The organism is Pseudomonas sp. NPDC078416, from assembly GCF_050268485.1.
Classification (GTDB): Bacteria; Pseudomonadota; Gammaproteobacteria; order Pseudomonadales; family Pseudomonadaceae; genus Aquipseudomonas.
Genome location: NZ_JBNNGV010000001.1, coordinates 609280 through 632089, shown reverse-complemented (window position 1 = coordinate 632089; position 22810 = coordinate 609280). Strand labels below are relative to the sequence as shown.

Annotated in this window: 23 protein-coding genes and 1 pseudogene; 11 read left to right on the top strand and 13 right to left on the bottom strand. The window is 60.7% G+C overall.

The genetic code is table 11. From position 1 onward, the window contains the following. Positions 1-32 precede the first annotated feature (32 nt). Complete coding sequence (locus ACQKEN_RS02785; protein WP_427683483.1) at positions 33-329, bottom strand: chaperone modulator CbpM; 297 nt, start codon at positions 327-329, stop codon at positions 33-35. Between the two features lie 2 nt (positions 330-331). Beyond that, positions 332-1291 (bottom strand): curved DNA-binding protein, encoded by a 960-nt coding sequence (gene cbpA / locus ACQKEN_RS02780; protein ID WP_172610563.1) that lies wholly within the window; start codon positions 1289-1291, stop codon positions 332-334. 294 nt (positions 1292-1585) lie between these two features. On the opposite strand from cbpA, the gene ACQKEN_RS02775 reads away from it, so the two are divergent. Then, on the top strand, positions 1586-2851 hold the full coding sequence (locus tag ACQKEN_RS02775) for an Hsp70 family protein (RefSeq protein ID WP_427683482.1): 1266 nt from the start codon (positions 1586-1588) through the stop codon (positions 2849-2851). 334 nt (positions 2852-3185) lie between these two features. Here ACQKEN_RS02775 and ACQKEN_RS02770 read toward each other — a convergent pair whose 3' ends face one another. Next, positions 3186-4196 (bottom strand): AI-2E family transporter, encoded by a 1011-nt coding sequence (locus ACQKEN_RS02770; protein ID WP_122533783.1) that lies wholly within the window; start codon positions 4194-4196, stop codon positions 3186-3188. A gap of 188 nt (positions 4197-4384) precedes the next feature. Continuing rightward, positions 4385-4675, bottom strand: a complete 291-nt coding sequence (locus ACQKEN_RS02765) for a PsiF family protein (RefSeq protein WP_427683480.1) — start codon at positions 4673-4675, stop codon at positions 4385-4387. Positions 4676-4826: 151 nt separating this feature from the next. Between ACQKEN_RS02765 and ACQKEN_RS02760 the strand changes: the two genes are divergently transcribed. Continuing rightward, a complete protein-coding gene (locus tag ACQKEN_RS02760) occupies positions 4827-5711 on the top strand; it encodes a DMT family transporter (protein WP_427683478.1) in 885 nt (294 codons plus the stop codon). 26 nt (positions 5712-5737) lie between these two features. On the opposite strand, the gene ACQKEN_RS02755 is transcribed toward ACQKEN_RS02760, so the two are convergent. Together ACQKEN_RS02755 and ACQKEN_RS02750 are read right to left on the bottom strand one after the other, a co-directional pair. Continuing rightward, positions 5738-5974, bottom strand: coding sequence for a hypothetical protein (locus ACQKEN_RS02755; RefSeq protein WP_037015625.1), 237 nt, complete (start codon positions 5972-5974; stop codon positions 5738-5740). Positions 5975-6032: 58 nt separating this feature from the next. Then, positions 6033-6235 (bottom strand): annotated as a pseudogene (locus ACQKEN_RS02750) (triacylglycerol lipase); the annotation flags it as partial. A 172-nt stretch (positions 6236-6407) separates the two neighbouring features. Here ACQKEN_RS02750 and osmE point away from each other — a divergent pair. Continuing rightward, positions 6408-6746: an osmotically-inducible lipoprotein OsmE gene (gene osmE / locus ACQKEN_RS02745; protein ID WP_133774484.1), complete on the top strand. Its 339-nt coding sequence runs from the start codon at positions 6408-6410 to the stop codon at positions 6744-6746. A gap of 310 nt (positions 6747-7056) precedes the next feature. After that, entirely contained in the window at positions 7057-7590 is a 534-nt protein-coding gene (locus ACQKEN_RS02740) for a ferritin-like domain-containing protein (protein ID WP_065987767.1), read from the top strand. Positions 7591-7832: 242 nt separating this feature from the next. On the opposite strand, the gene ACQKEN_RS02735 is transcribed toward ACQKEN_RS02740, so the two are convergent. Next, on the bottom strand, positions 7833-9902 hold the full coding sequence (locus ACQKEN_RS02735) for an AsmA family protein (protein WP_427683475.1): 2070 nt from the start codon (positions 9900-9902) through the stop codon (positions 7833-7835). Between the two features lie 316 nt (positions 9903-10218). Here ACQKEN_RS02735 and ACQKEN_RS02730 point away from each other — a divergent pair, with 316 nt between their 5' ends. From ACQKEN_RS02730 to ACQKEN_RS02700, 7 genes are all read left to right on the top strand, one after another. After that, complete coding sequence (locus ACQKEN_RS02730; RefSeq protein ID WP_427683473.1) at positions 10219-10440, top strand: hypothetical protein; 222 nt, start codon at positions 10219-10221, stop codon at positions 10438-10440. Positions 10441-10687: 247 nt separating this feature from the next. Further along, positions 10688-11320: a TetR family transcriptional regulator gene (locus ACQKEN_RS02725; RefSeq protein WP_108119037.1), complete on the top strand. Its 633-nt coding sequence runs from the start codon at positions 10688-10690 to the stop codon at positions 11318-11320. Positions 11321-11699: 379 nt separating this feature from the next. Next, positions 11700-12200 carry an urease accessory protein UreE gene (gene ureE / locus ACQKEN_RS02720; RefSeq protein WP_074891379.1) on the top strand — a complete coding sequence of 167 codons (501 nt, stop codon included), beginning with the start codon at positions 11700-11702 and terminating at the stop codon, positions 12198-12200. Further along, positions 12197-12871: an urease accessory protein UreF gene (locus ACQKEN_RS02715; RefSeq protein ID WP_427683471.1), complete on the top strand. Its 675-nt coding sequence runs from the start codon at positions 12197-12199 to the stop codon at positions 12869-12871. Before ureE ends, ACQKEN_RS02715 begins: the two co-directional genes overlap by 4 nt. Positions 12872-12929: 58 nt before the next feature. Then, positions 12930-13544, top strand: a complete 615-nt coding sequence (gene ureG, locus ACQKEN_RS02710) for an urease accessory protein UreG (RefSeq protein ID WP_074891382.1) — start codon at positions 12930-12932, stop codon at positions 13542-13544. Between the two features lie 49 nt (positions 13545-13593). After that, positions 13594-14166 (top strand): HupE/UreJ family protein, encoded by a 573-nt coding sequence (locus ACQKEN_RS02705; protein ID WP_427683469.1) that lies wholly within the window; start codon positions 13594-13596, stop codon positions 14164-14166. A 242-nt stretch (positions 14167-14408) separates the two neighbouring features. Next, on the top strand, positions 14409-15545 hold the full coding sequence (locus ACQKEN_RS02700; protein WP_427683467.1) for an AGE family epimerase/isomerase: 1137 nt from the start codon (positions 14409-14411) through the stop codon (positions 15543-15545). A 288-nt stretch (positions 15546-15833) separates the two neighbouring features. Here ACQKEN_RS02700 and ACQKEN_RS02695 read toward each other — a convergent pair whose 3' ends face one another. The 6 genes from ACQKEN_RS02695 to ACQKEN_RS02670 all read right to left on the bottom strand — a co-directional run bounded on the left by ACQKEN_RS02695 (position 15834) and on the right by ACQKEN_RS02670 (position 22498). Then, positions 15834-16604: an SDR family oxidoreductase gene (locus ACQKEN_RS02695; protein WP_427683465.1), complete on the bottom strand. Its 771-nt coding sequence runs from the start codon at positions 16602-16604 to the stop codon at positions 15834-15836. A 771-nt stretch (positions 16605-17375) separates the two neighbouring features. After that, positions 17376-18092 carry an ABC transporter ATP-binding protein gene (locus ACQKEN_RS02690; protein WP_074891389.1) on the bottom strand — a complete coding sequence of 239 codons (717 nt, stop codon included), beginning with the start codon at positions 18090-18092 and terminating at the stop codon, positions 17376-17378. Further along, positions 18089-18964 carry an ABC transporter ATP-binding protein gene (locus ACQKEN_RS02685; RefSeq protein WP_122533798.1) on the bottom strand — a complete coding sequence of 292 codons (876 nt, stop codon included), beginning with the start codon at positions 18962-18964 and terminating at the stop codon, positions 18089-18091. Before ACQKEN_RS02685 ends, ACQKEN_RS02690 begins: the two co-directional genes overlap by 4 nt. Next, positions 18964-20259, bottom strand: a complete 1296-nt coding sequence (gene livM, locus ACQKEN_RS02680) for a high-affinity branched-chain amino acid ABC transporter permease LivM (protein WP_427683462.1) — start codon at positions 20257-20259, stop codon at positions 18964-18966. Before livM ends, ACQKEN_RS02685 begins: the two co-directional genes overlap by 1 nt. A gap of 2 nt (positions 20260-20261) precedes the next feature. Then, on the bottom strand, positions 20262-21176 hold the full coding sequence (locus ACQKEN_RS02675) for an ABC transporter permease subunit (protein WP_037015668.1): 915 nt from the start codon (positions 21174-21176) through the stop codon (positions 20262-20264). 185 nt (positions 21177-21361) lie between these two features. Beyond that, a complete protein-coding gene (locus ACQKEN_RS02670) occupies positions 21362-22498 on the bottom strand; it encodes an ABC transporter substrate-binding protein (protein ID WP_427683460.1) in 1137 nt (378 codons plus the stop codon). Positions 22499-22810 lie beyond the last annotated feature (312 nt).

The window sequence follows — 22810 nt, the reverse complement described above, 5'->3', positions numbered from 1 at the left end:
CTCGCGATGACGTCGGCCCATTCAACAGCTCTTCAGTCCACAAACCGCCCCAACCGCTGCCGGAGCATACGGTTTTCCGCTCTCACGTGTTCAAGCTCTTCCAGCAGGTTGAGCGCCAGGGCGACGCCGTCCCATTCCAGCTGCAATTCGTGATGCAATTTGACCGCACGCCTGACGATCGACAGCGCGGCACTGTCGAACAGCCATTCGTCCGGCTTTCTTCCCTGGGGCTCGAGAATGCCATGCTCGACAATCTCGATGACAAAGGCGGCCGGCAGGTCGACCACCTCACATAGCTCCTGCATGTCTATGACCAGGGTGTTGCGCATGATCAGTTACTCCATTGAGCCCTCGGATCGAACGCGGCCTGCTCGGCCAGCTTCTCCCACAGCGCTTTGGTAGCCTCATCGGTGGATTTGGGCATGACGATTTTCAGTTGCGCATACAGATCGCCGCGCTGGCCCTGCTTGTTCAACAGACCATTGCCTTTGACCCGCAGCCGCTGTCCGTTCTGACTGTCCGGACGGATGGTCAGATTGATCTTGCCGGTCAGCGTCGGTACCGCCACCTTGGTGCCAAGCGCTGCTTCCCACGGCGCGATCGGCACCGTGATGATCAGGTCGTGGCCTTCGACGTCGAACATAGGGTGCGGCGCCAGGCGGATGATCAGGTACAGATCGCCCTTCTCGCCACCGGCCACTCCTGGAGCGCCCTGCCCCTTGAGGCGAATGCGCTCGCCATCGGTGACGCCGGCCGGAATCTTCACGTTCAGCGTCTTGGTGATGTCCGCCATGCGCTGGCCGTTGGCGCTGTGTTGCGGCACCTTGAAGCTGATCTGCTTGGACTCGGTGGAGAGTGTCTCCTCCAGAAACACCGCCAGTTCCATCTCCACGTCCTGCCCTCGACGCCCAGGGCTCTGCGCCCGACCGCCTTGCTGACCACCACGATTGCCGAAGATGGAGCTGAAGAAGTCAGAAAAATCTCCGTCCTCGAAGCCGCCGCCACCAAAGCCCGGACCCGCGCCCGCGCCGCCACGACCCTGCCAGCCAGGCGGCGGCTGAAACCGGCCCTGACTGCCGTACTTGCGAATCTCGTCGTATTCGGCGCGTTTTTCAGGATCGCTGAGCGCTTCATACGCTTCGGAGGCTTCTTTGAATTTGTCTTCCGCGCCAGGCTCTTTGCTGACGTCGGGGTGATACTTGCGCGCGAGCTTGCGATAGGCGGTCTTGATCGTCTTCTCGTCCGCCGTCGGCTCTACGCCAAGGATCTTGTAATAGTCTTTGAAGTCCATCTGACGGTCACCCAATTCTGGAATATCCAGCCCAGTCCGCAGCGCGTTTCACATGTGAACGCTGGCTGCGTTGAACGTTGCAATGTTATCGGCACGCAGTCGCGCGAAATGAAACGCTGTCCAGACCGGCCAAATGCATTAAGAGTTGCCTGCTAGATTGGGGCTCGGGGCCGCAGTTCAAGCCACGCGCGGAAAATAGATGCCGGCCGGGCGATAAACCGACGTTCCGCGCTACGCATCCGGCGCGCACTCGCATACACTGCGCGGCCGTTTTTTGACTGGTATGCAAAGCAGATGAGCACTCCATCCCCGGCCCGCGCCCTTGGCATCGACTTCGGCACGTCCAACTCCACGGTCGGCTGGCTGCGCCCCGGAGTGGAAACGCTGATCGCACTGGAAGACGGCAAGATCACGCTGCCTTCGGTGGTGTTTTTCAACATTGAAGAGCGCCGCCCGGTCTACGGACGCCTTGCGCTTCACGAGTACCTCGAGGGCTACGAAGGCCGGCTGATGCGCTCGCTCAAGAGCCTGCTGGGCTCCAAGCTGATCAAGCACGACACCAGCGTGCTCGGTACGGCAATGCCGTTCAAGGACCTGCTCGGGCTGTTCATCGGCGAACTTAAAAAACGTGCTGAAGCCGCTGCCGGTCATTCCTTCGAGCAAGTGGTGCTGGGCCGTCCGGTGCATTTCGTCGATGACGACGCTGCCGCCGATCAGGAGGCCGAAGACACGCTGGCCGACGTGGCGCGCAAGATCGGTTTCAAGGACGTTTCCTTTCAGTTCGAGCCTATCGCGGCGGCGTTCGACTACGAGTCGACGCTGGACCGTGAAGAGCTGGTGCTGATCGTCGACATCGGCGGTGGTACGTCGGACTTCTCGCTGGTGCGCCTGTCGCCGGAGCGACGTCTGATCGATGACCGTCACAGTGATATCCTCGCCACGGGCGGTGTACACATCGGCGGTACAGACTTCGACAAGCAGCTGAGCCTGCAGGGCGTGATGCCGCTGTTTGGTTACGGCAGCCGCATGAAAAGCGGCGCGTACATGCCGACCAGCACGCACATGAACCTGGCGACCTGGCACACGATCAACTCGGTGTATTCGCAAAAGTCGCAACTGGCGCTGGGCAGCATGCGCTATGACATCGAAGACACCCAGGGCATCGATCGGCTGTTCAGGCTGATCGATCAACGCGCCGGCCACTGGCTGGCGATGGAAGTGGAAGAGACCAAGATCCAGCTGACTCAGGCGGACAGCCGCCTGGTGCCGATGGACCGCGTCGAACCCGGCCTGAGCGTCGACCTCACGCGACAGCTGTTCGAATCGTCCATCGATGCGCTGCTCGAACGCGTGCGCGCCAGCGTGACCAATCTGTTGAATGACGCCGGCGTGGGCGTGACCGATGTCGACACCGTGTTCTTCACCGGTGGATCGAGCGGCATCCCGGCCCTGCGCAACAGCGTCGCCGCCATGCTGCCCAAGGCCCGGCACGTCGAAGGCAACATCTTCGGCAGCATCGGCAGCGGGTTGGCAATCGAAGCGAAAAAGCGCTACGGCTGATTCCGTTCCGACCCGCAATCTCTTGCCAGACCTGAATCTGTACGATGCCGGCTTGCTGGCGAAGGGGTCAGATCAGAAACATTAATGTGAGCTGACACTCCGCGTTCGCCAGCAAGCCGGCTCCTACAGTAAGTCGGGGTCCGACCTTGAGCGCGAACCCACCGCAAAACCTGTAGGAGCGCGCTTGCCCGCGAAGGCGGTGTGTCAGTCGCCATTGATGTTTCTGACACGACGCCTTCGTCCGAATGCGCCCCAGACCAAGAGCGCTCCTACAGCTAATCGGTGTCTAGCCTGAAATCCGGGCCGCCGTAAAACATGAGTGGACGCGCCGTCGCTATACCAACTCCGCCCGGCGCAGTTCGCTCTTCAGGTACGCGTAATAAATCGGCCCTGCCACCACCCCCGGCAGGCCGAAGGCGGCTTCGAAGATCAGCATCGCCAGCAGCAATTCCCACGACTTGGCGCTGATCTGCCCGCCGACGATCCGTGCGTTGAGGAAGTACTCGACCTTGTGGATCACGATCAGATAACCCAACGCCGCCACCGCGACCCAGATCGACAACGACATGCCGACGATAAAAATCAGCGTGTTGGACATCAGGTTGCCGACCACCGGAAGCAGGCCCAGCAGGAAGGTCAGCACGATCAGGGTTTTGGTCAGCGGAAGGTGCACACCACACAGCGGCAGGATCACCGCCAGAAATATTGAGGTGAAGGCCGTGTTCAGCAGCGAGATCTTGATCTGCGCGAAGACGATGTTGCGGAAGGCCTGACTCAGCAGGTGCAGACGCTCGAACAGCGCCGCCGCCAATGGCTTGCGCTTGGTGACATCGGGGATACGCTGCAGGGCGATGATCGCGCCCAGCACCATGCCGATCAGCAATGTCACGAACATGTGCGCCGCGCCTTTGCCTAGCAACTGCAGCTCGCCCAGGTGCTTGGTCAGCCAGGCGCTGAGCGACACCTGAAACTCGGTGGCGCTGGCCGGCAGGTAGTTATCGATGAAGGGCGGCAGCTGACCGCGGGCGCGGTCCACCAGAATCATGAATTTATCCAGGGACGCGCCGGGGTTTTCCGCCTCGTGCAGCAGGAAACTGATCGCACCGGCAAACAGCAACGCCAACACGGTCACCACCAGCGTCCCCAGCAACGCCACCGCCAGCCACCGCGCACGCTCGCCGGCAATCAACCGTTGCAGCTGCGGCGTAAGCATGTCGACCAGTTCATACACCAGCAAACCCGCCAGCAGACTGGGCAGAAGGTTGAGCGGCAGCACCAGCAGCAGCCCGCCGAACACGAGAATGCAACTGGCCAGATAGACTTGACGGGGCGTAAACGTTGGCATACAGCCTCAAAACGAGCGGCGTGAAGGATGGGCAGTCTGCCAGCGTTCTGAGTGGAGAACCAGCGACGCGAAAGCCCTTGAAGGCTCAAGCGTGAGGAGGCTGCGATTGCAGGCCAGATCATCGGCCGCAATCGCAGAAAGTACAGGGGCCGGCGTCATGTTTTGACGCCCGTCATTGGCTCGGAAAATTATTTCTTTTTAAGACAATCGCTCATGAACGCTTTGCGCGCATCGCCCTTGAGCGCCTGAGTGCTGGCCGTGGCGTTGCAGGTTTTCATTTTCTCCTGCTGAGTCGCGACAGGCGCAGGCGCGGCCTTCAGGCAGGTGCTCATGAACGCCTTGCGCTCGTCCCCTTTGAGGGATTTGGCCGAGGCATCGGCGTTGCAGGTGGTCATCTTGTTTTGTTGCGCGGTGGCGGCAAAACCCTGGGCGCTCAGCAGCAGGCCCATCACCAGCAGAGGAATACGCAGCATCGTCATCGGTTTTCTCCGGAAGCGCCACGCACTCGCATGGCTTTCAAAGCAGTGTAGCCAAAGAATGTTGCTGCATATTTCGGCGAATCCGCAGCGTGCGCTGGACGTGTGGATTCACAGGCCGATAATGGCGCCTCATTCAGCCGCCGGTCCGGTCATGCAATACCTTTATCCACTGCTCACCGTCATGATCTGGGCGGGCAACAACGTCATCACCAAGGCCGCCGCAGGGCGTATTTTCCCGGCCGAAATCGGCTTCTATCGCTGGTTGCTGGCGGGCTTGCTGTTCACGCCGTTTCTGCTGGGTCCCGTGCTGCGCAATCGGGCGCAGATCAGGCCCATCCTCGGCAAAGTCGTGGTGCTGGGCGTGCTGGGCATGGCGATTTATCAGAGCCTGGCGTACTACGCGGCGAACATCACCACGGCCACCAACATGGGCATCATTTTGTCGTTGGTGCCGGTCATGACCCTGGGCATGTCGATCGCCAGCCTCGGCACGCGGCTGACTGCAGGCGCGCTGGTCGGCGCAATCGTGTCGTTTGCGGGCGTGTTGTGGGTGGTGTCCCAAGGGAGCTGGAGCTTGCTGGTTGCCCATGGCATCAACGTCGGTGACGTCATGATGCTCGTCGCGACACTGGCCTACGCAACCTACAGCACGCTGCTGAAGAAATGGCAGTTGCGCATGCCGCCGTTGCAGCTGCTCTATCTGCAGATTCTGGTGGCGATCATTGCGCTGTTTCCGCTGTTCATGATTTCACCGAAAACCGGCCTGAACGCGAGCAACATTCCGTTGGTGCTCTATGCGTGCATCCCGACCTCGATGCTCGCGCCGTTGCTGTGGATGAAAGCGATTTCGATACTGGGCCCAAGCCGTACCACGTTGTTTTTCAACCTGGTGCCGATCCTGACGGCGCTGGTTGCCGCGCTCGCGCTGGGCGAGCAACTGGCGTCGTATCACTTTATCGGCGGTGCCCTGACGCTGGGCGGGGTGATCCTGGCAGAACGCTGGACCACACCGCTGCGCAAGGCCGCGATCCGTTAAACCTGTCTGTCGGATGAGCCCGGCAGTCAGGCTTTGTCGTGATCCTCCGCAGCGTGAATCGACACATCGGTAATGCCCAGCACATGGGGCAGACCGATGGTGTCTTCACCGGTATCGAAGGGGTCATCTTCAACGGCCACGTTGTGCTTGAGCGCCAGCTCGTGCACAACCTCGATAATCGGCACGTCGAGGTTTTCAATCAGATCGACATGGTGCTCACCGGCCAGCGTGTACTCGATTTCATAAAGCTCTTTATCGCTCATCGCATCACTTCCTACGCGACCTCTCGGGTCGACTGATCACGAAATACAGCCAAGTAAGTCAAAGACCGGCGGCTTTGAGGCGCGCGGCATGTTCCAGGAACCACCCAAAGGATCGGCTCCCTTGCCCACCAGCCCGAAGTGCTGGTTGACGATGTCGAAATGGTCGGGCAGGCAGTCATTACCGATGACTCACCCGGGTGAGGACTGCATCTCCCCGACCATGCCATCAGATTGACCTCGGTGTTTCGCGAACGTGCGAGCAATTTTCGGCAGGTAAGATTTAACGATAAACAGGCCAGGGTCGCCGTGAAGCGCTTGAACACAACAGGAAAGGGTAATGCCCCATCGCCATCAATTTGATCGAACTCTTTTGCCTCTTTAACGCTCCTAACAGGAACGGGCCAACAATGCCCTTTTTCGCGGAGCGATTCGAATGTTCAAGCAATCCCTGGCAGTAGTGATTTCCATGGCCGCATTGGCTGGTTGCGCATCGACCACCCTGCCCAACCCGGTTGATTACGCGACCTATCGCAATGAGCCGCTGGTCAAGCAAGTCGAAGAAGGCATGACCAAGGAACAAGTCCTGACCATCGGCGGCACGCCATCGACGACTGTTCAGCGTCGCGCCCACCCAGGCACTTGCAACAACTACGTGCTGAATCGCGAAGGCCACCAGCAGGCTTACTACGTCACCTTCGACAACAATGGCCGCGTCAACAGCAAGGGCTTCATGACGTGCGAACAGCGTGACGCCAACGAACGCGCCATGTGATCTGACGCCATTCGTTTGAATGGGTAAGTCCGCTCGCGATCACGAGCGCCGAGGCATCGCACAGATGCCCGGCACTGCCGCTGTCGCGAGCGATTCCCGTGAAGCACGCGCACCCCACATTGACTCCGCAGCACCCTCGTCCCGCCAAAACCCGACCCTCTGACACTGCGTCAAAAAGTCCCCGAACAAAAATCAAACTTTTGCCAGCGCCCACCACTCACACCTTAAGACCCGATCTCGCCGGGCGCCTGCTCAAGCATGGCGCAACAGAGCGCGACGGAAAAAACCGTAAAAGCCCTGGAGAAATCTGATGATCAATCTGCACCCAATGACCGACGTCGCCACCCTGCGAGAGCGCGCACGCAAAAACGTCGAAGACGGCGCCGTCACTGAAGGCTACAACGGTGATCGTGATGAGGTCCTGCGTCTGCTGAACTCGTCGCTGGCCACTGAGCTGGTCTGCACCCTGCGTTACAAGCGCCACTACTTCATGGCCAAGGGCATCAAGTCCCACGCCGCGGCGGACGAGTTTCTGGAACACGCCAATCAAGAACTCGAACACGCTGACAAGCTGGCCGAGCGCATCGTGCAGCTGGGGGGTGAGCCGGAATTCAACCCCGACCTGCTGAGCAAGAACTCCCACGCGCAATACGTGGCCGGCAATACCCTGAAAGAGATGATCACTGAAGACCTGGTGGCCGAGCGCATCGCGATCGACAGCTACCGCGAGATCATTCAGTACATCGGTGATCAGGACCCGACCACCCGCCGCATCTTCGAAGAGATCCTGGCGCAGGAAGAAGAGCACGCCGACGACATGGCCGATCTGCTCGACGGCCTCTGATACCCGGCACGCAATGCAAAAAGCCAGGGCATATGCCCTGGCTTTTTTGTGGGTGCGGGATTGAAGACCCCGCAGGATTATGTGCTGTACGCGGCCAACTGTAGGAGTGGCCGGGGTGGCGCTCCAACCTTGCTCGCGAAAGCGGTGCTCCAGGCGCCGAGATATGTCGGCTGTACTGGCCTCTTCGCGAGCAAGCTCACTCCTACACGAGCGGACTAGGGCGCAGAATCATTGCGCCGAACTCACTTCACCGTCTTCGGCGCCTTGCCCGAGCGCATCTGCTCCAGCAATGGAGTGCACTGGTTAGGCGCATCGCCACTGCTCGGTGCCACCAGCGCCAGCAATCCCGCCGCCGGCCCGACTGCCGCGCCCAACAGCACCATGCCCGCGCCACGCAGCAGCAAAGGACCTGATTCAACACCCGCGCTGGGCTTGCTGAACGGCCCGCGCACGTACAGCGGCGAGCGCAGGGAGAACACCCGGAAGCCTTTAGACTCCGGCGTGATCTTCATGTCCAGTTGCTCGGTCTTGAGGTTCGCCGTGCCATCAACATAAATGATCGCGTTCTCGGTATCGAACACGAACACCTTGGTGCTCGCCAGGCCGTCCTTGAAGCCTACATTAGTGGCCGCACAGTTGATCTTCACGTCCTTGTCGCCAAACAGCTTGCCGACCACGTAATTGCCCACGTTCAACCCGGCGATCTCCATCAGGCCACGGCTGACAGCACCGTCGTTGATCAGCATTTTCAGCTCACCGTTGGACGTGCCCAGCAAAGCGGCCACGGAGTTGCCACGGCCACTGAGGTCAGCATCACCGTTGAGCTCACCAAAGCTGGTTTTCATCGGTTCGAAGGTCGGGAACAGTTGCTTGAGCTTGAAGCCGCGAGCCGACAGCTTCGCGCGACCCTCCAGCGGCTGGGTGTGACCGTTGAGCTTGATGTCGGCGTCGAGCTTGCCGCCCGCCACACCAAACCGCAGCGGTTCCAGACTCAGCACGCCATCGTTGAGCACCACATGGGTGTACAGGTCGGTAAACGGCAGGTCGGCGCTCTGCACGATGCGCTTGCCCGTGAACTCCACATCGGCGTCCATGGCGGCCCAGCGGTCGGTCTTGAACTCCTCGACCGGCAGCACTTTGTCCGTCGGCTGCTTGCTCGCGCCGCCCCGGGTTTTCTGCTCGGCATTGGAGTCAGCGCCGATCAGCGGCTTGAGGTCCGCCATCAGTAATTGATTGGACACCAGCGCGCCGGTCAGCTTGGGGCGGGGCTCGCTGGCGACAAAGCCCAGATCGCCATGAATATCGCTGTCGCCGATCTTGCCGTTGAAGCCCTTGTACTGGAAGGACGCGCCCGCCGGGTCATGCAGTTTGGCAATCAGACGGCCATCGGTGGAGTACGGAGGAGAATCCGGCAGCGTTACGCCAGTCAGGGGATACAGGTTGCTGAGGCTGTCACCGGACAGCTTCAGGCGCAGGTCCAGTTCACCGAGGTTCTGCGGATCGGTGACGGTGCCTGCGATTGCGACGCGCAGAGCGCCCGCGCTAACGTCGGCCTGTACCGGGAATGGCTGCGTGGCGTCTTTCAATGCCAGCAGTCCACCCACTTTGCCGCTGCCGTTGAGTTTCTGGCCGTGGTACTGGCCTTTGGCGGTAAAGCCGAAAGCATAGTCCTGAGCCGAAGCCCCCTTGTCCTGGACCTTCTTCGCCTCGCTGCTGCCGACGATGTCGCTGTAGGGAATCGGCTTGCCCAGCATATCGATGACGACATCGACCGCCGTGTTGATCTTCTGGTCGTTGTAGCTCACGAAGCCTTTATCGAAGCCGATCGAGCCAATGTCGACCACCCAGCTCGACGGTTTGGCGTTCGGGTCGCTCTTGGGCAGATCAAACACCCAGTTGGCGCGGCCATCGGCCAGACGCTCGATTTTCGCGTTGGGCTCGGTCAGGTTGATACGCGGAATGACCACGCGTTGCGCCAGCAACGGCAAGGGAGACAAGCGCAGGTCGACGCGCTTGAGCGTGACCATCTGCGGCGTCTTCGACCATTCCGGGTTGCCCAGTGAAATGTCTTCCGCCGACATGTGCGGCCATGGCACCCAGGCGCGCCATCCGCCTTCGTCGGGCTCACGGTGCCAGCTCACGGCCAGATTACCGTTGATGGCAAAGGGGCGATGCAGTTCTGCAGACACCTTCTCGTTGATGGTCGGCTTGAGCCGGTTCCAGTCGAACGTGGCGATCACAATGATCAGAATCACCAGCAACAGCAGCAGGATTGCGGCTGTCCAGGCGAAGATTTTACGGCCTCGCGTCATTGCGTTGTCTCCCCAAAAACCGACGCGCCGTCCAGGGCGCGTCTCGTACGTCGTAACGGTTCGACTGAGAAAAGCCGCGTCGGTTTGATGAAATCTGTATTCAGGGTCAGAAAAGTTCCGCACCCCGCCGATACCGTACGTCCAGACAGGTGTGGGGATTGGCCAGAAACCCGTTGAAAGGCCCGCCGGGCAAGGGGTCGGGATTCGCATCATTTCCGTCGATGGTCACCATCAGCCCGCTGAACTTCTTTATGCAGCGGGCAGCGGTAAAATCGCCAGCACGTTCACACAACCCTTTACACCCGAGCATCCTTCCATGAAACGCCAATTGATTGCCCTGACCCTTTCCCTGCTTGCCTCGAGCGCATTCGCGATGCCCGCCAGCGAACAAGCGATCCTCGGCGAAGCGAAGGCGACGCAGGATTCCGGTTTGCCGACCGTTGCGCAGGACGGCCCGGATCGATTGATCAATCAATACCAGCGCGTCGCCGACAACGGGCCTGACCGGCTGATTCAGCAGTATCAGCGCGTTTCCTGAGCGATATTCGCTGCATTCAACAGCTTCCCGGCTAAAGCCGGTCCTACGGAAGACACGCGCACCCTGTAGGACCGGCTTCAGCCGGGAAGAAGCCGGTCAGATCACCCAAAAATCGGCACGACAAAAAACATGAGAACAGCCCGGCCTTGATCGCCGGGCTTTTTATTGCCCGACGTAAACCGGGTTCGACGCCACGCAAACGCATTTGCTAGAGTTGCGGCCCATGCCTCCATCAGATACACGCCCCATGCTGCCCCGCGCCGAACAGAAACAGCAGACCCGCCATGCCCTGCTCGATGCAGCACGGGGCCTGATGGAGAGCGGACGCGGTTTCGGCAGCCTGAGCCTGCGTGAAGTGGCGAAAACCGCCGGCATCGTGCCCACTGGTTTCTACCGGCATTTCGATGACATGGACCACCTGGGCCTGGCGCTGGTCAGCGAGGTCGGCCAGACCTTCCGTGAAACCATTCGGCGCGTGCGTCACAACCACAATATCGACAGCGGCATCATTGATGCCTCCATCCGCATCTTTCTGGATGTCGTCGCCGCCAACCGCTCGCAGTTTCTGTTTCTGGCGCGCGAGCAATACGGCGGCTCGCTGAAAGTCCGTCAGGCGCTCGGTGCGCTGCGCGAAGGCATCATCGCCGACCTTGCGACCGACCTGGCGTCGATGCCCAAATTCCGGCACCTGAACACCGACGACCTTTCGGTCATGGCCGACCTGGTGGTGAAGAGCGTGTTCGCCATGCTCCCCGAGCTGATCGACCCGCCGCCCCCGGCATTGGCCGCACACTTGACCCCCCGCGCGAAAATCACTCAACAGCTGCGCTTCATCTTCATCGGCGCCAAGCGTTGGCAGGGGTTGGGCAGTACTGAGTGATTCAGCGCCTGCAAAGGCCATTCGCGGGCAAGCGCGCTCCTACAGTGGGTTGCGGTACTAAACATGGATACGGTGATGGTGCTGAAGTCGTTGTCGCAGGCAATGTAAACCTGAGTTCGGAACGCGATCCCTTGTAGGAGCGCGCTTGCCCGCGAAGGCCTAGCGTCCACCGCAGAAGATTCCAGCGTCGTCCCAGTTAGTGGCGTCATCACTCGAACGCACCACGCAGGTGCGCAACCCTTCGCAACGCCCCACCTCTGAGCATCGAGCCGTTGGAATCGCAGCCATCTGCACCGTATTCAGGCAATTTCTGTCCTGGTCGCCTGTTGGCAAGCCACTTGCTCTAGCACTTGCATCGCACATTGCTGGAAGCTTTCTGATGCTGGTGATTCATCAACGGACCGAACCTCAGGCTGAATGGGCCGCAGAGCTGCATTTGATATTCGAGGCGCGGAGCAAAAGCCGGCTGCGCTGTTTCAGTGCCGAGGGTGAGGATGTGGGGCTGTTCCTTGAGCGGGGTCAGCCGCCGCTGCGTGATGGCGACTTCCTCAAGGCTGAAGACGGCCGGATCGTGCGTGTTTGCGCGCGCCCCGAGCAACTGATGCACGTGACGTGCAGCAATACGTTCGAACTGACCCGGGCGGCGTATCACTTGGGCAACCGCCATGTTGCGCTGCAAGTGGGCGACGGTTGGCTGCGACTGCTGGACGACTACGTGCTCAAGGCCATGCTCGATCAACTCGGCGCTACCACCGAATCCCTCGAAGCACCCTTCCAGCCGGAACATGGCGCGTACGGCGGCGGTCACCACCACTCGCGCGCCGGTGAGGAAGACTTCAACTACGCGCCGCGCATTCATCAATTCGGCGTACGCACGTGAACGCGGCCTGGGCGCTGCTGCGTCTGGCAAGCCCGCAACTGCCGATCGGCGGCTACAGCTATTCCCAGGGCCTGGAAATGGCGGTCGAGCAATCGACCGTTCACGACTCGGCCAGCGCCGCCCGCTGGATTGGCGACCAGTTGCTGCTCAACCTTGCGCGCTTCGAGGCGCCGCTTTTACTGGCGCACTGCACAGCGGCTGCCGAAGGCGACTGGGCGACGCTACTGCAATTGAGCGAAGCACACCGCGCCAGCCGCGAAACGCGCGAGCTGCACCTGGAAAGCCGGCAGATGGGCTACTCGCTGCAACAACTGCTCAACGGCCTGCCGGAAATGGATCAGCCTGCGCGAGACGTTCTACAACGTGTGGGGGAGCCCCATCTGGCGCTGGGTTGGGCACTGGCCGCACGGGCGTGGCAGATCAGTCCTCACGACGCACTCGCCGCCTGGCTCTGGAGCTGGCTGGAAAACCAATTGGCGGTGCTGATGAAAACCCTGCCACTGGGCCAGCAAGCCGCCCAGCGCCTGACCAGCGAGTTGCTGCCGCTGCTGCAGAAGGCCCAGCAGGACGCGACCGCACTGAACCCTGAACACATCGGCAGCGCGCCATTCGGTTTGGCGCTGGCGAGCATGAACCATGAGCGGCAGTACAGCCGCCTGTTCCGATCATGAGGTGGCCGCCATCACCGCAGCACCTCGAACCGCACAACACGCTTAACGGAGAGAACGAATGAACAGCCAACCTTTGCGCGTCGGCATCGGCGGTCCGGTCGGTTCCGGCAAGACCGCGCTGACCCTCGCGTTGTGCCTGGCCCTGCGCGACCGCTACAACCTCGCGGTGGTCACCAACGATATCTACACCCGTGAAGACGCTGACTTTCTGGTGCGCAACGAAGCACTGGCGCCCGAGCGCATCATCGGCGTGGAAACCGGCGGCTGCCCGCACACGGCGATCCGCGAAGACGCGTCGATCAATCTGGAAGCCGTCGACCAGCTCAATCGGCGCTTCGAGGGGCTTGACCTGATCATCGTCGAATCCGGTGGCGACAACCTGTCGGCGACGTTCAGTCCGGAGCTGTCGGACCTCACCATCTACGTGATCGACGTGTCAGCAGGCGACAAGCTGCCGCGCAAGGGTGGCCCCGGCATCTGCAAATCCGATCTGCTGGTGATCAACAAGATCGACCTCGCGCCGCTGGTGGGTGCATCGCTGGAGATGATGGACCGCGACACGAAGAAGATGCGCGGCGACAAGCCGTTCGTGTTCAGCAACCAGAAAACCGGTCACGGTCTTGAACAGATCATCGCGTTCATCGAGCGCCAGGGCCTGCTGACTGCGGCCTGATTTCATCCACCCAAATGGCTCACACCCAAGTGAAGCAAGGAATTCATTCATGAACGGCAAAAAAGTATTCGGCGCGTTGGCGCTGCTCCTCGTTCCGGCGCTGGCCTTCGCTCACCCCGGGCATGATGAAAGCGGTCTTGTGGCCGGCATCAGCCATCCACTGGGCGGCATTGATCACCTGCTGGCGATGATCGCCGTCGGCCTTTGGGCTGCACAGCAAAAAGGCACCGCGCGCTGGGCACTGCCGTGCACGTTTGTCGGCACCATGCTGATGGGCGGCTTGCTCGGGTTTGAAGGCCTGGAACTGCCTGCACTGGAAAGCGGCATTGCGGCGTCGGTCTTTGCACTGGGCCTGGCGGTGGCGCTGGCGGTGCGTCCGCCGCTGTTCGTGGCAGTGGCGGCGACGGCGCTGTTTGCGCTGTTCCACGGCGTGGCCCATGGTCTGGAACTGCCGGAGATGTCGAGCCCATGGGGTTATGCCCTCGGGTTTGTCGGCGCGACGGCGGCGCTGCACGCGGCGGGCTATGCCGTTGTGCGGTTTCTGCCAGCAGCGGCTGCGCCGGTTGTGCGGGTTGCTGGCGCGTTGTCGGCGGCGACCGGCGTCTGGTTGTTCGCGGGCTGAATGACATTCGAAAATGTAGGAGCGCGGCTTGTCCCGCGATCGGCGACGAAGTCGTCGTAAAGCAGGCCAGCGAGGTCATCCTGGTTGATCCGGTAGGTAAGCTTTGCTGCCGCTGCGCGGCAGATCGCGGGACAAGCCACGCTCCTACAGGGTTCGGCGGGGATCAATCGATCCCCGCTGCCCCGCCCGCCCCACCTCCTGCTACCATGTCGCGCAATCTGCCCCTGCCGTGACGCCATCCAATGCCCGACGCTTCCCTCTCTACCGCCAAGTCCTCACTGTCCGCCATATTCGCCGAGGTGCAACAACACTTCATGCGCGTGGTCGTGCCGTTGTGGCAGGGGCCGGGGTGGAATGCCGAGATGGCGTTGCCGTTCGAGGCGGTCGACGCTCAGCATCGCCCTCTGCTGCCGCAGCGCTACCGAGCGATGGCCTGTGCGCGTCAGCTGTTTCTGTTTTCAAGCCTGATCGGTCACCCCGACGTACCCGACGCGGCTACTCGCGCGGCGGCGCTGTTTCGTTCGTTGCAGCAGCACTTTCACGACGCCGAGCATGGCGGCTGGTTCTACAGCATCGATCCACAGGGTGCGCCGCTGGATCGCCGCAAGGACCTCTACACCCACGCCTTCATCGTCTTTGCCTGTGCGCATTACTGGGGCAGGGTCCGTGAGCCGCTGGTGGAGTCGGTGCTCAACGCCGCGCTGAACGTGGTCGCCGAGCGCTTCGCCGATGGCGACGGTTTGTACGAATCCGTGCTGGCCGAAGATTGGTCTTCGCTGAACGCCGGCCCGCTGCAAAACCCCTTGATGCATCTGGCCGAAGCGTTTCTCGGCACGCTCGCGGTGCGCGATGACGCTGACACGCAGGGGGCGCTGGATGCCTTGGTGGAAGCCATGCAGCGACGCTTCGTCGATGTCGAGCACGGGGTGATGCTGGAGAAACCGCTGGACGCTGTGGATAACTGGTCCGAGCCGGGTCATCAGTTTGAGTGGTTCTACTTGCTGGCGTCTTCCGCGCGTCTGCGAGGCACGACGCTGTACCGTTCGCTGGAGACTGCGTTCGCCCACGCCGAGGCACAGGGCGTCGATCAAATGAGTGGCGCGGTTGCGGCGATGCTGGAAGTGGACGGTTCGGTGAAAGACGGCACGCAGCGCATCTGGGCCCAGGCTGAATACCTGCGCGCGTTGACGTTACGACCTGATAGCGAGCGCCTGCTGGCGCGCCAATTGAAAGCGCTGCAAACCCGGTTCCTGCACCCCACGGGCTGGAACGAGTGCCTCGACAGCCAGGGCCAAGTCAGCCGCAGCGACATGCCGTCGACGACGCCGTATCACCTGGCAACCTGCTACATCGGCTTGGCCGAGTATTTCAGTGGCTGAAACACAACGGGCCCAGACACGCTGAGCGATGTGACGCTCACCCTGGATCTGTAGGATCCGGCTTGCTGGCGAATGCGGTGGATCAGTGGCATTTGTGCGTCTGACACACCCGGTTCGCCAGCAAGCCGGCTCCTACAGGTCGGTGTTTCGCATAACTCTGATCAGTTGTGCACGGGGATGCAGCCCAGGACGCTCCGCGTCCCGGCAACCTGCGACGCGGAGCGTCGGTTAGCGCATTCCCACGCGGAGCGTGGGAACGATCAACACGATCACATCAGTAAAACTGACTTACTTCTCCCCACGACTGCGATCAATCGCAAACCCGGCCCAGGTCTGGCTGACGGGCATCAGTTCCAGGCTGTTGACGTTGACGTGGGCCGGCGTGTTCATGATCCAGAAGATGGTGTCGGCGATGTCCTGGGGCTGGATCGGCTCGGCGCCTGCGTAGGTGGCGTCGTACTTGGCCTGATCGCCGCCGAAACGCACCAGCGAGAACTCGCTCTCACACAACCCCGGCTCAAGGTTGGTTACTCGGACGCCGGTGCCAATCAGGTCGTTGCGCAGATTCAGCGAGAACTGACCGACAAACGCCTTGGTGCCGCCATACACGTTACCGCCCGGGTACGGATAATTCCCCGCCACCGAGCCGAGGTTGACGATAGTGGCGCCGCGGCCGTAGGCGATCAGACGCGAAAGCAGTGTGCGCGTCGTGTAGACCAGCCCTTTGATGTTGGTGTCGATCATGGTGTCCCAGTCATCCAGATCGCACTTGGGTGCAGGATCGATCCCCAGCGCCAGGCCTGCGTTGTTGATCAGGCCGCGAATCTTCGCGAATTCAGCCGGCAGGCTTTCCACAGCGCGCTCCACGCCCGCGCGATCGCGCACGTCCAGCGTCAGCGTGTGCACCTTGGTTTGCTTCGACAACTCGGCGCTCAGCGCCTGCAGACGGTCTTCACGGCGACCGGTCAGCACCAGCGACCAGCCCGCCTCGGCAAAACGACGGGCGCAGGCTTCACCAAACCCGGAAGTGGCCCCGGTAATGAATACGGTAGAGGTCATTTCTTTCTCCTGACTAACGATGAGGGCTTATCCAGCCAAGCGGAAATGTCACGCAACCGGTGTTGCGTGTAGGAAGGTTCTGGAGAATGCCCGCGCAGACGGGGCCGGATCAAGCGTCATCACCAACATCGTCATACACCCATTCCGCTGTACAAAAAACAACCAGGCGCGGCAAAGCCTTACGCGCTCTGGCCTGCAGGCACTTTTACCCACCTTATCCACAGTCAGACATACAGTTTTTGGGGGCAACTCGAAACCCCAAGAGTCCCGGCATACGGGGCGTGTGGGTAACTCCAACGATGTTTTTACTTGACCGGCCATGGGCCATCTGCCGTCGAATTTTCTCAGGACTTGGGTGCGTGGACAGGAATACACGCCCCAGACCACAGATTGCGCTATCTGCGGCGCTCTTTCCAACGGTTGCACACAGACTTATCCACAGGTCGGCACTACATAAAGACTGTATAAAAAACCAGCCACAACAACGTTGACAAATCCCACTAAAATACCGGCCGAAACAACTGGTCAAATATTGATCAACAGGCTGTAAGCCACGTAAAACAAGGCTTCCAGCCAGCTGCTCCCAACTTATTCACAGTCACTTCCACAGTAAAACTGAACAAGTCAAAAGCGTGACAAAACAGCGATTTGCAGCGGCTATATGTCGCGTTTTCGCAGTTGCCCAAAATTGTTTTCCACAATTCGGCTTTGCCATAAAAAAGCCCCGGAAGTTGTCCACCCGGGGCTTGTTTTTACAGCAGCGATAAGGAATCAGTGACCGCCGAGATAGGCGTTCCTGACCTCCTCATTGGTGAGCAATTCCTTACCCGTACCCGTCAGGCGAATCTCGCCGTTAACCATCACGTAAGCACGGTCGGACAGCTTCAGCGCGTGGTTGGCGTTCTGCTCGACCAGGAAGATCGTCATGCCGGTCTGCGCCAGCTCACGCAGCGTCGCGAAGATCTGTTTAACGATGATCGGCGCCAGCCCCAGGCTCGGTTCGTCCAGCAGCAGCAACTTGGGACGGCTCATCAACGCGCGCGCGATGGCGAGCATTTGCTGCTCGCCGCCGGACATGGTCATCGCCCGCTGGTTGCGACGCTCCTTGAGCCGCGGGAACATCTCGAACATGCGCTGCATGTCTTCGCCGGCGTGTTTGTCGCCGATGGGGATGGTGCCCATCATCAGGTTCTCTTCCACCGACATGTCCGGGAACACGCGACGGCCTTCAGGCGACTGAGCGATACCGTTGGACGCGATGTAGTGGGACGACTTGTGGGTGATGTCAGTGCCCTGATAGATGATCTGGCCGCTGGCCGCACGTGGCTGGCCGAAGATCGACATCAGCAGCGTGGACTTACCCGCGCCGTTGGAGCCGATCAGGCTGACCGTCTCGCCCTCGTCAATGTGCATCGAGACTTTCTTCAGGGCCTGAATCGGCCCGTAATACACGTCGATCTCTTTCAGTTCGAGGATCGGCTTACTCATACCAACTCCTCTTCATCAGCGCCCAGATACGCGGCGATCACTTTCGGATCGTTGCGAATCTGCTCCGGTTTGCCCTTGGCGATCACGTTGCCGTGGTCGAGCACGACGATGTCGTCGGAAATGCCCATGACCATGCCCATGTCGTGCTCGATCAACACGATGGTCATGTCGTGGTCATCGCGCAGGTGGCGAATCATGCCGCTCAACGCCTCGGTTTCCTGTGGGTTCAAACCAGCTGCCGGCTCGTCCAGGCAGATGACCTGCGGACGCGTGCACATCGCCCGCGCGATCTCCAGACGGCGTTGCTGGCCGTAGGAAAGCTCACCGGCCAGACGGTTGGCGCAGTCCACCAGATCCACCACTTCGAGCCAGTAGAACGCGGTGCTCATGGCGTCGTCTTCGGCCTTGCGGTAGGCCTTGGTGTTGAGGATGCCGGCGAGCATGTTGCGGTTGACCCACATGTGCTGTGCGACCAACAGGTTCTCGACGACGGACATTTCCTTGAACAGGCGAATGTTCTGGAAAGTTCGTGCGAGCCCGGCACGGTTTACCAGGTGCGTGCCGCCAAACATTTTGTAGTACAGGCGGCTGCCGAAGCGCTTCGGCGAAGCGAAGTCGGCGGCGCGAAATTGTTCGCCGAGCAACTGAATGACGTTGGTCTTCTTGCCCCGCGCATTGAGCTCGATGCGCCCGCCAGTGGCTTTGTAGAAGCCGGTCAGGCAGTTGAACACCGTGGTCTTGCCAGCGCCGTTCGGGCCGATCAGGGCGAAGATCGAGTTGCGCCGCACTTGCAGGCTGACGTCGCTGAGGGCCTTGATGCCGCCGAAATGCATCATCAGGTTTTCTACGGACAGAACGATTTCGTCGCTCATCACGCGCCCTCCACGTTGGCCAGCACGCCTTTGCGTGGCTGTACGCCGGTACGGCTGATGCGAATCAGGCCACGGGGACGCCAGATCATCATCAGCACCATGAGGATGCCGAACAGCAGGACGCGGTACTCCGCGAAGCTGCGCAGCAGTTCCGGTGCGACGGTCAGCACGAAGGCCGCGATGACCACGCCGACGGTCGAGCCCATGCCGCCGAGCACGACGATGGCGAGAATCAGCGCCGACTCGAAGAAAGTGAACGAGGTCGGGTTGACGAAGCCCTGATAGCTGGCGAAGAACACACCGGCCAGCCCGGCCGTCGACGCGCCGATGGTGAAGGCCGACAGCTTGACCAGTACGTGATTCAGGCCCATCGAGCGGCAGGCGATTTCGTCTTCACGCAGCGCTTCCCATGCGCGGCCGACCGGCATGCGGGTCAAGCGGTGCTTGACGTACAGCACAGCCAGCACGACCAGGAACAGCACGGTGTAGATGAAGATGAATTTCAGGTCCGGGTTGTATTCGAAGCCGAAATACTCGTGGATCGGGATGCCGCCGTCTTTGGCGCGACGTCCGAACTCCAGGCCGAAGAAGGTCGGCGAAGGCACTGCCACTCCGTTCGGTCCGCCGGTGAACGACAGCCAGTTATTGAGCACCAGACGAATGATCTCGCCGAACCCCAGGGTCACGATCGCCAGGTAATCCCCGTGCATGCGCAACACCGGAAAGCCGAGGATGCAACCGGCAAGCGCCGCCGCAATCGCCGCCAGCGGCAACGCCGACCAGAACCCCAGGCCCAGATACTGATAACCCAGCGCCAGGCCGTACGCGCCGATCGCATAGAAGGCCACGTACCCCAGATCCAGCAGACCGGCGAGGCCCACCACGATATTAAGGCCCAGGCCCAGCAGCACGTAGATCAGGCCGAGGATGACCACGGTCAGCACGTACTTGTCAGCGAAGATCGGGAAGATCACCGCGATCAGGATCATCAACGGAATGATAAAGCGCAGGCGCGTCTTGTAACCCGGCGGCAGCACGTGCACGCCGGAGCCCGAGCTTTCAAAACTTTGGGCAATGGCCACGCCTTTTGGTGTCTGCAGGAACAGGCTCATGAAGAAACGACCGACAACGACCACGCCCACCAGCACGGCGACGCGGGCGGGTTGCAGGTTGAAGCCATAGCCGTCCAGCACGATGCCGACGATCGGGCCAAACACGATCAGCGCCAGCAGGCCGGCGATCACCGCGTCAATCAGGCTTTGTTTGATATCGATAGGTTTAGTAGGTGCAGACATGGTTATACCTTCGCCACGAGTGGGCGACCCAGCAGGCCTTGGGGACGGAAGATCAGAATCACTACCAGCAGGCCGAAACTGAACACGTCTTTGTAATCGGAGTTGATCAGGCCGGAGAACTGCGACTCGGCAACCCCCAGGATCAGCCCGCCGAGCATGGCGCCCGGTAAAGAACCAATGCCGCCGAGTACCGCTGCGGTGAACGCCTTGATGCCGATGACGAAGCCGGCGAAGAAGTCGAACGTGCCGTAGTTCATGGTGATCAGCACGCCGGCCAAAGCCGCCATGGCCGCGCCGATGACGAACACGTAGGAAATGACCCGGTCGGTGTTGATGCCCAGAATCGAGGCCATCTTGCGATCCTGCTGCGTGGCGCGGCACATCCGGCCCAGCTTGGTGTACTTGATGATGTAGGTCAGTACGCCCATGCCGACGAAGGCAGCGATCAGGATGAAGATTTTGGTGTAGGTGATCTGTACGAAGCCGCTGCCGACATCGAAGCGCATGGCGCCTTCGAGCAGGGTCGGTACGCCTTGCTGGCGCGGGCCCTGAGCGATCTGCGCGTAGTTCTGCAGAATCAGGGAGATGCCGATCGCACTGATCAGCGGCGCCAGACGGGTCGAGTTACGCAGCGGTTTGTACGCCACTCGCTCGATGACGAAACCGTACACACCGGTCACCACAATGGTGAAGATCAGTGTGCCGAGAATCAGAAAGGGGAATGACTCAACGCCGAAGAACGACAGTACGGCGAGGCCGATGGCTGCGAGGTAGGCGGAGATCATGTACACGTCGCCGTGGGCGAAGTTGATCATGCCGATGATGCCGTAGACCATCGTGTAACCGATGGCAATCAGGCCATAGACCGAGCCCAGTGTCAGGCCGTTGACCATTTGCTGCAGGAAAATACCGTCCATCACGCACGCTCACGAACTTGAAAGGCCAACCTGGCGCGCGGCGACCAGTCCCTCGTGAGGAATAGAGCGGCGCACACAGTGGCAACAGAAGAAATCCGGCGCCGCCGTCAGACAGCGCCGATTACCGGATCAGCTTGTTTCCCGGCTCTCCCCCGGAAAACAACCGATCCGACTAAGCGCTTAACTCACTTCTGCTTTTCGAGCTGGTGGTATTTGCCGTCCTTGTCCCACTGGTAAACCACGTAGTCAGAGACTTTCAGGTCGCCCTTGGTGTCCCAGGCTTTCTCGCCCATGACGGTTTTGACCGGGTGGGCTTTCAGGAACTTGGCAGCGTCTTCGCCTTTGTTCGACTTGGCGCCGTTGAAGCCAGCGGCCAGGGCCTGAACCGAAGCGTAGGCGTAGAGGGTGTAGCCTTCTGGCTCGTAGCCGGATTTGCGGAACTGCTCAACCACGGCCTTGCTGTCTGGCAGCATGCGCGGGTCGGCGCCGAAGGTCATGTACACGCCATCGACGTATTGCGCGCCGCCAGCGGTGGTGACCAGTTCGTCGGTCACAACGCCGTCGTCGGACATGAATTTCACGTCTTTCAGGCCTTGCTCACGCAGTTGGCGAACCAGTGGACCGGCTTCCGGGTGCAGGCCGCCGAAGTAAACGACGTCAGCGCCAACGGAACGGATCTTGGTGACCAGGGCGCTGAAGTCTTTCTCGCCGCGGGTCAGACCTTCTTCCAGCACTGGCTTCACGCCGCGCTTAGTCAGCTGCTTGGCGGTGGCGTCTGCCAAGCCTTTGCCGTAGGTGTCTTTGTCGTTGATGACGGCGATCTTCTTGCCCTTGAGCACGTCGACGATGTAGTCGCCGGCAACGATGCCTTGCTGATCGTCACGGCCGCACATACGGAACATGGCGCTCAGGCCGCGTTCGGTCACGGTCGGGTTGGTGGAGCCAGGGGTGATCGCGATGATGCCGGCTTCGTCATAGACTTCCGACGCAGGGATGGTCGAGGAGGAGCAGAAGTGACCGACAACGCCGGCGACTTTATCAGACGCAGCCTTGTTGGCAACGGCAACGGCCTGTTTCGGTTCGCACGCATCGTCGTAGGCAGTCAGGACGATTTTATCGCCGTTGACGCCGCCCGCAGCGTTGATGGCATCGGCAGCTGCTTGAGCGCCCTTCATGTATTGCTCGCCGAATGAGGCGTTGGCGCCGGTCATCGGGCCTGCAACGCCGATCTTGATGTCGGCTGCCTGCGCAAATGTAGCCGCACCCATGGCAGTAGCCACTGCGAGTGCGAGAAAGCCTTTTCTGTAGAACGTCTGCGACATGAGTTGGTGCTCCTGGGTTTTTTAATTAGCACTGCGACCACAGAGCTGCTGCGAGCAAGTGGCGTGCCATCGGTTTTTTATTCTTGAGAAACTCGCCGTTTTGTTGCTATCCGACTGATTTCTGCCCTTTTTCACGGGGCGTGCAACCGTCTAAACCGCGCAAGGTGCAACCTTGCGACTTCAAAAGAGCAACCTTGGGCAAGCAGGCGCGCAACCATGCCGCCCTCACCTGTACAACCCTGTTGTTACAGCCTGCGTCACCGAACTGCACACCGTCGGTGCGGATCCGCTACGGGCCGCACCATTTGAGGG

Bases quoted from the DNA above. Each gene is read 5' to 3' on its own strand.
- ACQKEN_RS02785 (WP_427683483.1), bottom strand. From the start codon at position 329: ATGCGCAACACCCTGGTCATAGACATGCAGGAGCTATGTGAGGTGGTC.
- cbpA (WP_172610563.1), bottom strand. From the start codon at position 1,291: ATGGACTTCAAAGACTATTACAAGATCCTTGGCGTAGAGCCGACGGCG.
- ACQKEN_RS02775 (WP_427683482.1), top strand. From the start codon at position 1,586: ATGAGCACTCCATCCCCGGCCCGCGCCCTTGGCATCGACTTCGGCACG.
- ACQKEN_RS02770 (WP_122533783.1), bottom strand. From the start codon at position 4,196: ATGCCAACGTTTACGCCCCGTCAAGTCTATCTGGCCAGTTGCATTCTC.
- ACQKEN_RS02765 (WP_427683480.1), bottom strand. From the start codon at position 4,675: ATGACGATGCTGCGTATTCCTCTGCTGGTGATGGGCCTGCTGCTGAGC.
- ACQKEN_RS02760 (WP_427683478.1), top strand. From the start codon at position 4,827: ATGCAATACCTTTATCCACTGCTCACCGTCATGATCTGGGCGGGCAAC.
- ACQKEN_RS02755 (WP_037015625.1), bottom strand. From the start codon at position 5,974: ATGAGCGATAAAGAGCTTTATGAAATCGAGTACACGCTGGCCGGTGAG.
- osmE (WP_133774484.1), top strand. From the start codon at position 6,408: ATGTTCAAGCAATCCCTGGCAGTAGTGATTTCCATGGCCGCATTGGCT.
- ACQKEN_RS02740 (WP_065987767.1), top strand. From the start codon at position 7,057: ATGATCAATCTGCACCCAATGACCGACGTCGCCACCCTGCGAGAGCGC.
- ACQKEN_RS02735 (WP_427683475.1), bottom strand. From the start codon at position 9,902: ATGACGCGAGGCCGTAAAATCTTCGCCTGGACAGCCGCAATCCTGCTG.
- ACQKEN_RS02730 (WP_427683473.1), top strand. From the start codon at position 10,219: ATGAAACGCCAATTGATTGCCCTGACCCTTTCCCTGCTTGCCTCGAGC.
- ACQKEN_RS02725 (WP_108119037.1), top strand. From the start codon at position 10,688: ATGCTGCCCCGCGCCGAACAGAAACAGCAGACCCGCCATGCCCTGCTC.
- ureE (WP_074891379.1), top strand. From the start codon at position 11,700: ATGCTGGTGATTCATCAACGGACCGAACCTCAGGCTGAATGGGCCGCA.
- ureG (WP_074891382.1), top strand. From the start codon at position 12,930: ATGAACAGCCAACCTTTGCGCGTCGGCATCGGCGGTCCGGTCGGTTCC.
- ACQKEN_RS02705 (WP_427683469.1), top strand. From the start codon at position 13,594: ATGAACGGCAAAAAAGTATTCGGCGCGTTGGCGCTGCTCCTCGTTCCG.
- ACQKEN_RS02700 (WP_427683467.1), top strand. From the start codon at position 14,409: ATGCCCGACGCTTCCCTCTCTACCGCCAAGTCCTCACTGTCCGCCATA.
- ACQKEN_RS02695 (WP_427683465.1), bottom strand. From the start codon at position 16,604: ATGACCTCTACCGTATTCATTACCGGGGCCACTTCCGGGTTTGGTGAA.
- ACQKEN_RS02690 (WP_074891389.1), bottom strand. From the start codon at position 18,092: ATGAGTAAGCCGATCCTCGAACTGAAAGAGATCGACGTGTATTACGGG.
- ACQKEN_RS02685 (WP_122533798.1), bottom strand. From the start codon at position 18,964: ATGAGCGACGAAATCGTTCTGTCCGTAGAAAACCTGATGATGCATTTC.
- livM (WP_427683462.1), bottom strand. From the start codon at position 20,259: ATGTCTGCACCTACTAAACCTATCGATATCAAACAAAGCCTGATTGAC.
- ACQKEN_RS02675 (WP_037015668.1), bottom strand. From the start codon at position 21,176: ATGGACGGTATTTTCCTGCAGCAAATGGTCAACGGCCTGACACTGGGC.
- ACQKEN_RS02670 (WP_427683460.1), bottom strand. From the start codon at position 22,498: ATGTCGCAGACGTTCTACAGAAAAGGCTTTCTCGCACTCGCAGTGGCT.